We start from the raw sequence: 9,722 nt of genomic DNA, 5'->3' as shown, positions 1-9,722 counted from the left end.
TTGGACAACTTCTCTATCTCGTCTTTGTGATTTGGCATCATATTTTCTCTCCGTTCCCCTATTTTCTCTTTTTATTTAATCTCCGTGGAACGGGAGAAAACCTTTATTTCAATTTATATATATTCACATATTTCTTACTGTTTTTGTTATTTTGACTGAACGATGATTTTCATATGGACGGAGTCGATACGTCATGAAGGTGTTGCAAAAAACAAAAAAAATTGTTCGTTATGAGAATAACGGGAAAATCTATTTTGGATTGGTTGAAGGGGATTCTATTTTTCAATTGTCTAGCAATTTTTTGGAAATTTTAAATAATGAACTAAAATATGACGGGACTATAGTGAAGTATAATGACGTGAATATTTTGGTTCCTGTAGCACCGTCAAAAGTTATCCATTTTGGTTGGACATACGAAAAACATGCCGAAGAGACCGGAGGGAAGACAGGTCTTAGAGAACCGCTTTTGTTCTTGAAACCGCCATCTTCCTTGATTCCAGATCAAGAAGATATTATTCTTCCGCCAAAGGAATTAACGAGACAAGTCGAGATGGAGGGGGAAGTGGCGCTAGTGATAGGAAAACGGGGGAAGAACATCAAAGAGGAAGAGGCTCTTGACTACGTGTTTGGCTGTACAATAGTTAATGATGTGACAGCGAGAGATCTTATGAAATCGGATCCCCAATTTACGCGCAGCAAAGGGTTTGATACTTTCACTCCGCTAGGGCCGTGGATCGTGACAGGGATTGATCCGACAAAGTTACGAATTGTGACAACGTTGAATGGGAAGGTAGTGCAAGAAGGAAATACGAGTGAGATGTCATTTTCCATCCCGTATCTGATCAGTTGGGTTTCACAGGTGATGACTCTCGAGCCGGGAGATATTTTAGCGACCGGTTCGCCTCCCGGCAGTTGTCCAATGAAACCAGGAGACGTCGTATGTGTGGAAGTGGAAAAAATAGGTAAGTTGTGCAATTACGTCAAATAGCTGTACAGAAATATTATTTATGGCTCTTCACCCAAAGTTGTGCTCGATTTTTTCAAACATGTCCTACATTGATGAGAAAAAATCAGTAAAACGATGATTTTAGTACATTCTTGGTCAAGAAAATGGATTGCCTGTCAAGCACATATTGTAGTGATGAATCTTACGAGTTGGAATTCTACGAAAAATAAAAACGAGAATTTTTACCGGCAACATTAGTGAATTAATAGGCTGGGTTTTGGAAATTTATTCGCTCTTGACAAATGTGGAGCGTGAGGGGTGACAATGTTCAAGTAAACGATCGATCACTGTCAATGACCTGTTGAGGACGGTTGTTATTTTTTAACTGACTTTTCTTTCAATTTATTCTTTATAAACACAAAGTAGAAAGCGCTACCAATTAGCATGAAAACGGGGGGATTTTGATGGATGCTCACTTGCAGAAAATAGAGTCGGTTACCAAGAAGACTCGCGTGCGTTATTTGATTCTGGCCATTCTATTCATCACAACAGCTGTCAACTATATTGACCGCACAGCGCTAAGTATTGTCGCTCCTGTGATGTCGAAAGATCTGCTTTTGAATGCAGCTCAAATGGGAATTGCTTTTTCAGCATTCAATTGGGCCTACACCTTTTTGCAAATCCCGAGTGGCTGGATGCTGGACAAATTCGGGGCGCGCATTGTTTACGGGATTGGCTTGTTTACTTGGTCGTTCTTCACCTTATTGCAAGGATGGGCAACGGGGTTGTTATCATTATTCCTGCTCCGTTTCGCTGTAGGGATCGCAGAAGCGCCTTCGTTTCCAGGAAACAGCCGGTTGACGACAATGTGGTTTCCGCAACACGAGCGCGGCCGGGCTGTTTCGATCTATAACTCAGCACAATATTTCGGGTTAGCGGTATTTACTCCGGTCATGGCTTGGATCTTGCAAACTTATGGGTGGCATATGGCCTTTTATGTAGCTGGCTTGGCGGGGATCATATTGTCGCTATTTTGGTTTAAATATATTCATGAACCGAAAAAGCATCCTAAAACGAGCCAAGCAGAAATCGATTATATCCAAGCTGGTGGGGGATTGGCTGATGCGGCGGATAACCCGGTCAAAATAAGATGGACCCACGTCAAGTTTTTGTTGACGAACCGACAAATGATCGGGATTTACATTGCCCAATTTTGCCTGAATACGATCGTTTGGTTTTTCTTAACATGGTTTCCGACATATCTTGTCCAAGAAAAACATATGTCGATGCTAAAGGTTGGTTTTATGGCTTCGCTCCCATACGCAGGGGCTTTTGTCGGCGGAATTGTTGGTGGTTATGTATCCGACTTCTTGTTAAAGCGCGGAGCATCACTCAGTGCTGCGCGAAAAACACCAATCATTACCGGATTCTTGCTTTCAAGTACAGTCGTCTTAGCGAACTATACGTCATCTGCTGCCCTTGTCATGGTGATTATGTCTGTTGCGTTTTTTGCCAAAGGTCTAGCCGGTTCAACATGGACGTTGGTCGGCGACATGTCACCGAAGGAAATCATTGGGCTGAGCGCCGGGATTTTTAATACGTCAGGCAACTTGGCAGGAATCGTCACGCCGATCGTAGTGGGATATATTTTAAGCGCCACACAATCGTTTAGCGCGGCCTTATTCTTTATCGGTGGAGTCTTACTCATTGGTGCTTTATGTTATATCTTCGTCGTAAACAGAGTGGAACGGCTCGAATTGCCCCTTGAATTAAAAGAAGAAAAACAACCTTTCGCCAACGTCCAAGGATAATGATAGGAAATAGGCGGCGTGTCAATCGAAATCTGAATATTTTTTGGGACAAGCTAGGAGCACGTGCCAACAAAATTTGTGATTGCTCTGAATGAATAGACATGACCCTTATGGTACAGTAGTGACGTTCATAATCATTGTATCTAAAGTGCAGGGGTTATGTCCATAGCCATCAAGTTAAGAAAATAGGAATAAATATATGCCTCACCCGTGGTGCTGGTTGAGCGTCAGCGCTCAACCAGCACCACGGGTAGATTTATTAGAGGGAAAGAGAAAACAGTTGATGATTTGGTGAAAGCTGCGAGACCTGGAAGGGTAACAAAAGGAAGAACTATTCAATATGAGTTATCTGGCGGAATGAATCGAGCAGTGAAGGATTTCTACTCGCTCAGACCGAAAATTATTAAGGACACCTCTGATCTCAAAGTAGGCATTTTAGAAGATGGGAGAACAGTTATTGTAAGAAGAAAAAGTAGTGATGGGCGTCCTACACTTGAAATTCAGGATAGAAAGAAGAGGATAAAGTTTCGTTACTAGTATGAACGGAGGGGGTTTAATGGAACAATGGGAAAGATGGGAACCGATAACAGGTATACCTCCTGCCATTTATAACGATATGCTTTTAGATAGTAAAGAGGGTATTGTTTTGAAATTTAGTGATGAAAGTCATAAAAGGGAAGTGATTATAATTTTCGAGGAAGGAGTGTTATCATATAGGAATACGGATGAAGGTTCATTGTTAAAAATGTTAACCTATTTAGACCAATATTATGGTACAAATTTTTATAGAAACTGGCCTTTATTTAAAGTAAAAAATTCAACATATTTAAAATGGTTTCATGAAGAAAGTTGTGGAATATACGAATCAAGGAATGTGGAACATTATGTAATTTTAACACCTAACGATGTGATAGAGGTTCTATCAACACACCCTCCTAATATTGTTGTAAAGTGATTTGTAAGTGAGCACGTGATTTCAGAATCCTTTTTAAATCATTTCACACAGATTCTGAAATCATGTGCAAACTTTTTGTGGATTGCTTCGGTTTTGTCCGTTCTCTTTTAGCCCGAGTTCGACAGTTTTGAGGCTATTTTAGGTACATGAAAAAGACCAAAATGCAGTAATATCAAGGATTTCGCGTGTTTAGTGCAAAATAAAAATACAGAGTTCTGCAACGAAAAGTGCAGAGCCTAAGGCAAAGAAAAAAGGCTTGCCGGCTCCTAACCTTTCTTCTACTGTGGAAGGTGTGAAGACATAACTAAACAGTGGAGAAAGGATGCTGACAATGCCTGAAGTTCATCGTATCAGAAAACTGCGTGAAAAGAAAGGGGTCTCTTTCTCCACCACACCATTTCAGCTAAAATGAAGTATATAGGCGACAAAGGAGAGAATGCCGATGTCCCTGCCTCGGTTTTCCAATGTGTCGTACGAGCAATATTGGGCGTTGCGGGAACAAAGCGATGAGTGGCTTGAATATATTGATGGCGCTGTGTATATGGCTCCGTCGCCAAGCATCAAGCATCAGCTTGTTTCGAGCAACCTTCATACCGAATTTGGCCTTTATTTTCGTGGGAAGCCGTGCAACGTGTTTGCGGCGCCGACCGATATCGAACTGGCTAGCGACAAGTTTCCCGATCGCAAAGTCGTCATTCCGGATTTAAGCGTTATTTGCGATTCAAAAGGGTTTACGGAAACGAAGTATGTCGGCGTGCCTACTCTTATCGTTGAGATCTTGAGCCCTTCCAACCAGGCGCACGATTTAGTGACCAAATTCAATTTGTATATGGCGTACGGTGTGAAAGAGTATTGGATCGTCAATCCGATGAAAGAGGCGATTACCGTCTATACGCTGAACGAGGAAGGACTGTATGAGCAGGCGGATGTGAAAGCGGGAACGGGTGTGGTGCAGTCGGCATGCTTTCCCGGGCTTGAAGTGGCTCTTGAGGATGTGTTTCGTTGAGACGGATGGCGAGACGTGCATGGAGTTGCATTCGCGATGGCGGCTTGTGGTTGACTCGACAAGTTTGCAAAGCGGGCTGTCCATAAGGCCAATGCAGCTGGTCTTACAGACAGCCCGTTGTCTTTGATGCGGCACTAGACTGTTTCGGTTTGCGGGAGTTCGCGCGAATCGCCCGATGCCGTGTTGGGCGGTCATTGGGGCGGGTTTACGATGGTTTCGCCGCTTGTTCTTTTTGCCGCTGTTTCATGGTGCGGACGAGTTCTTCATCCGGTGTGACGTAGAGCGTTTGCTCGTGTTCGTAAATGACAAATCCCGGCTTGGCGCCGCTCGGTTTTTTTACATAGCGGATGCGCGTGTAGTCGACAGGCACGGATCCGGAGTGGCGGGCTTTGCTGAAGTAGGCGGCCAAGTTTGCCGCCTCGAGGAGCGTCTCGTCAGACGGCTGCTTGTTCCGGATGACGACGTGCGAGCCGGGAATGTTTTTCACATGCAGCCAAACATCGTCCTTATGGGCCAGCTTTGTTGTGAGATAATCGTTTTGTTTGTTGTTTTTGCCAACGAGTATTTCCGTGCCGTCGCTTGCGACGTAGCGGTCGAGCTCAGGGACGGTGGTTTTCCGCTTTTTTGCTCCTTTCGCGGCGCGCGGGCGCAAATAGCCTTGTTCGATGAGCTCGTCGCGGATTTCCTCGACATCTTTCGGCGAGGCGGTTTCCAGCTGGCTTAAAATCGTGTCGCAATAGGCGATGTCTTCTTTTGTCCGCTCGATTTGTTCTTGTACGACGGCGAACGAGTTTTTCGCTTTTTGGTATTTTTGAAAGTACTGCTGCGCGTTCTCGGACGGCGATTTTTGCGGGTCGAGCGGAATGGTGATCGTGCCGCCGTTTTCGTCGTAGTAGTTTGCGACCTCGATTTCCGTCATGCCGCGCTTTATGGCGTACAAATGGGCGGTGAGCAGTTCGCCGTACAGTCGATAAACGTCGGCTTTCTTTGCTTCTTCGAGCGTCTGTTCGAGCTTTAGGAGCTTTTTCTCGTTTTTCGCCTTTTCGTTCGCCATGAGCCGCTCGATGTCATGGGCTTGCTGCTTGACGCGGTCGCGCTCGGCCTTGCCGAAATAAAAGCGGTCGAGTAGCTCGCTTGCACTCGCAAACGATTGGCCTTCGATTTGTAAGTGCTTAAGCGGCAAAACGTAAAACCATTCTTTTTCCCCGTTCGTGTACATCATCGGGGCAAAGCGGCGGCCGCGCACGTCATCGATGAGCGAAAGAAAGCTTTTTGGCAGCGTCGCTCGGTTGGCGAGCCCAGCGCGGAACACCGCCTCATTGGCAAATAGCGGCGAAAGGCCGCTGAAGGCGGAAACAAGCTGATGGGCGAGCTTGCCGGCGTGAAAATCAAGTTTTTTCAGCACCGTTTCTTCCGTCGCTTCAAGCGGATTCAGCTTGCCGTGCGTCGGCGGGGCGACGTACGGATGCCCGGGAAGCACCGTCCGGTAGCGGTTGACCGACGGCGGCAAATGCTTCAGGCTGTCGATGATCGTGTTGGTCGATGCATCAACGAGGATGATGTTGCTATGGCGGCCCATCACTTCAATGATGAGCCGCTTCGTCTGCAGATCGCCGAGTTCATCGCGGCCTTTTGTGTCCATGACGATGATGCGGTCGAAATCGACTTGACGGACCGACTCGATGATGCTTCCTTCCAACTGTTTGCGCAGCCGCATGCAAAACATCGGCGGCTCGGATGGGTTGTTGTACGTTTCGTTTGTCAAATGGACGCGGGCGTACGTCGGATGCGCCGACAGCATCACTTTATGATTATGGCCGCGGGCGCGCACGAGCATGACGATCTCATACGCCGACGGCTGGTGGATTTTCGTGATCCGCCCGCCCGCAAGCGTCTCTTCGAGTTCGCTGACAATGGCGTACGTAAACACTCCGTCAAAGGACATGGAAAACACCTTTCTATTTTGGTTGTTTGCTATTTCGATCTTACCATACGCCCCGCTGTTTTGAACATTTCTTTGAACATTGCTTGAGCACGGGCGATGATGGAGGGCGAAAAGGTTGCATCATTAATTGGCGCACAGCTTTTCGCTTATAAGGACAGGACCGTGGTCAGCCGATAACATCGGGCTGTTTATGCTGCCAGACATCATGGCGGAGAGTTGATCATTTTTTCGGACAGGGGTGAATAAGCATAAAAAAGCGGGAACAGTGCGCTGAAAAGATGGAAGGACGGAGGGAGACAGATGCAATGGCATACGCTCGCGGCAAGCGATGTCGCGCACGAGACGAAGACGAATGTCAAAACCGGGCTTACGGCGGCGGAGGCGGAAAAACGGCTGCGGCAGTTCGGGTGCAACGAGCTGGCGGAAGGGAAGAAGGAGTCGGCCATCGGCGCCTTTTTCCGCCAGTTTCAAGATTTTATGGTGTTGGTGCTGCTTGCGGCGACCGTCATTTCCGCATTGTTAGGCGAGTATGTCGATGCGGCGGCGATTGTTGTGATCGTGATCATGAACGCCATTCTCGGGTTTATCCAAGAGCGGCGGGCCGAGAAGTCGCTGGCCGCCTTAAAACGGCTGTCCGCTCCGCAAGCGGTTGTGCGGCGCGATGGCAGGTGGGTGAAAATTCCGGCGCGCGAGCTTGTCGTCGGTGATGTCGTGAGGCTGGCAAGCGGCGACCGAGTCGGGGCCGATGTCCGCTTGATTGAGACGAGCGGGATGGAAATCGAGGAATCCGCCTTGACGGGCGAATCGGTGCCCGTAGCCAAATCGGCCGCCCCGCTTCATACGAAACAGGCGTCGCTCGGCGATTTGCACAATATGGCGTTTATGGGGACGATGGTGACGAGAGGAAGCGGCATTGGCATTGTCATCGCAACGGGAATGAAAACGGCGATGGGGCAAATCGCGACGATGCTCGAAGAGGCGGATGCCGGTATGACGCCGCTCCAGCGCCGTCTTGAGCAGCTTGGGAAAATTTTGCTTGTCGTCGCCTTGGCGCTGACGGCTGCCGTGGTGGCGGTTGGGGTTATGCAAGGGCACGATCTGTACGAAATGTTTTTGGCTGGCGTATCGCTGGCAGTGGCGGCGATTCCGGAAGGCTTGCCGGCCATTGTGACGGTTGTGTTGGCGCTTGGCGTGCAGCGGATGATCAAACGGAACGCCATCGTCCGCAAGCTTCCGGCGGTGGAAACGCTCGGCTGCGCTTCGGTCATTTGTTCCGACAAAACGGGGACGATGACGGAAAACATGATGACCGTCACGCAAGTATGGGCAGGCGGGCGGACATTTGCGGTAAGCGGCGTTGGTCTTGAAACGGATGGCGAGTTTTCTGAACGCGGCCGGACGGTTGATCCGAACCGCGTTCCCGAGCTCGCTCGCCTATTGACAATGGGGGTGCTTTGCAATAGTTCGGAGTTGAAAGAGGAAAACGGCCGGCGCTACATCGACGGCGATCCGACGGAAGGAGCGCTGCTGGTCGCGGCAGCGAAGGCGGGGATTACAAAACGAAGTCTGCTAGGTGAGTATGCGATCGAGCGGGAGTTTCCGTTTGATTCCGAGCGGAAAATGATGACGGTGATCGTCCGCGACCGAAACGGCCGTCGGTTTGTCGTGACGAAAGGGGCGCCCGATGTGCTGCTTGAGCGGGCGGACCGCCTTGAATGGAACGGCCGCGAGCAGATGCTGACCCCGGCGTGGAAAGAAACGATCGAGAAGGCGATTCGCCACATGGCGTCTTCCGCCTTGCGCACGATCGCCGTCGCGTATCGGCCGCTTGCGGAAACGGAACGGATCGAGTCGGAGAAGGATGCGGAGACAAAGCTTCGGTTTCTCGGCGTCGCCGGCATGATCGATCCGCCGCGCCCTGAGGTGAAGCAAGCAGTGGCGCGATGCAAAGAGGCAGGCATGAAAACGGTGATGATCACCGGCGACCATGTGTTGACAGCCACCGCCATCGCCAAACAGCTTGGCGTGCTGCCGCCTGGCGGAAAAGTGATGGATGGGGCGACGTTGTCGAAGCTGTCGGTCGATGAGCTCGAACGCGAGGTCGATAATATTTACGTGTTTGCCCGCGTCTCCCCGGAGCATAAGCTGAAAATTGTCAACGCCTTTAAGCGCCGCGGTCATATTGTCGCCATGACCGGCGACGGGGTGAACGACGCGCCGGCGTTGAAAGCGGCGGATATCGGCGTCGCGATGGGCCGGTCGGGGACGGAAGTGGCGAAAGAGGCGGCGTCGCTCGTTTTGTTGGATGACAACTTTGCGACGATTGAGGCCGCGATCGAAGAGGGGCGCAACATTTACGAAAACATTCGCAAGTTTATCCGCTACTTGCTCGCCTCGAACGTCGGGGAAATTCTCGTCATGTTGTTTGCGATGCTGCTTGCCTTGCCGCTGCCGCTCGTGCCGATTCAAATTTTATGGGTCAATCTTGTCACCGACGGTTTGCCAGCCATGGCGCTCGGGCTCGACCAACCAGAAGAAAACGTGATGAAGCGGCCGCCGCGCCGTCCCGATGAAGGGGTGTTCGCCCGCGGGCTCGGCTGGAAAATCGTAAGCCGCGGCTTTTTGATCGGCGTTGTTACGCTGGCTGCGTTTCTGACCGCCTATGAACGGAGCGGCGAGGATCTCGTTTACGCCCAGACGGCGGCGTTTGCGACGCTTGTGTTGGCCCAATTGATCCATGTGTTCGACTGCCGTTGCGACCATTCGGTTTTTGACCGCAGTCCGTTCGGGAACATATACCTTGTCGCGGCGGTGATCGTGTCGCTGCTTTTGCTCGTTGTCGTCATCTATTACCCACCGCTTGCCGCAGTGTTCCATACGAAGCCGCTCGCAGCGGTCGATTGGCTGCTCATCATTGGCTTGTCCGCCCTGCCGACATTTTTGTTTGCTGGCTCGCTTTTTACGAGAAAATAAAAGGATGGATATGTTATAATAAAAAAGGTGATAGAGCAACGCTCTATGACCTTTTCTTTTTCATCAAGGCAACAACGGATGTGATG

Annotated in this window: 7 protein-coding genes; 6 read left to right on the top strand and 1 reads right to left on the bottom strand. The window is 49.5% G+C overall.

Annotated features, from left to right (window positions below):
* Window positions 1–193 precede the first annotated feature (193 nt).
* The 5 genes from ETR37_RS03990 (at window position 194) to ETR37_RS03970 (ending at window position 4,718) form a co-directional block, all read left to right on the top strand.
* Window positions 194–988 (top strand): fumarylacetoacetate hydrolase family protein, encoded by a 795-nt coding sequence (locus ETR37_RS03990; RefSeq protein ID WP_129446922.1) that lies wholly within the window; start codon window positions 194–196, stop codon window positions 986–988.
* Window positions 989–1,410: 422 nt separating this feature from the next.
* Window positions 1,411–2,757 (top strand): MFS transporter, encoded by a 1,347-nt coding sequence (locus ETR37_RS03985; RefSeq protein WP_164977978.1) that lies wholly within the window; start codon window positions 1,411–1,413, stop codon window positions 2,755–2,757.
* A 210-nt stretch (window positions 2,758–2,967) separates the two neighbouring features.
* Entirely contained in the window at window positions 2,968–3,294 is a 327-nt protein-coding gene (locus tag ETR37_RS03980; protein ID WP_129446921.1) for a hypothetical protein, read from the top strand.
* 19 nt (window positions 3,295–3,313) lie between these two features.
* Window positions 3,314–3,712, top strand: a complete 399-nt coding sequence (locus tag ETR37_RS03975; protein ID WP_129446920.1) for a hypothetical protein — start codon at window positions 3,314–3,316, stop codon at window positions 3,710–3,712.
* 442 nt (window positions 3,713–4,154) lie between these two features.
* A complete protein-coding gene (locus ETR37_RS03970) occupies window positions 4,155–4,718 on the top strand; it encodes a Uma2 family endonuclease (protein WP_011230662.1) in 564 nt (187 codons plus the stop codon).
* Window positions 4,719–4,923: 205 nt separating this feature from the next.
* On the opposite strand, the gene ETR37_RS03965 is transcribed toward ETR37_RS03970, so the two are convergent.
* A complete protein-coding gene (locus ETR37_RS03965; protein ID WP_129446919.1) occupies window positions 4,924–6,663 on the bottom strand; it encodes an Rqc2 family fibronectin-binding protein in 1,740 nt (579 codons plus the stop codon).
* Window positions 6,664–6,963: 300 nt separating this feature from the next.
* Between ETR37_RS03965 and ETR37_RS03960 the strand changes: the two genes are divergently transcribed.
* On the top strand, window positions 6,964–9,636 hold the full coding sequence (locus ETR37_RS03960) for a cation-translocating P-type ATPase (protein WP_129446918.1): 2,673 nt from the start codon (window positions 6,964–6,966) through the stop codon (window positions 9,634–9,636).
* The last annotated feature ends 86 nt before the right edge of the window (window positions 9,637–9,722 follow it).

The organism is Geobacillus sp. PK12, from assembly GCF_004123125.1.
Classification (GTDB): domain Bacteria; phylum Bacillota; class Bacilli; order Bacillales; family Anoxybacillaceae; genus Geobacillus; species Geobacillus zalihae.
Note: the sequence above shows the minus strand (reverse complement) of the source record. Positions and strands in the feature narration are given on the sequence as shown.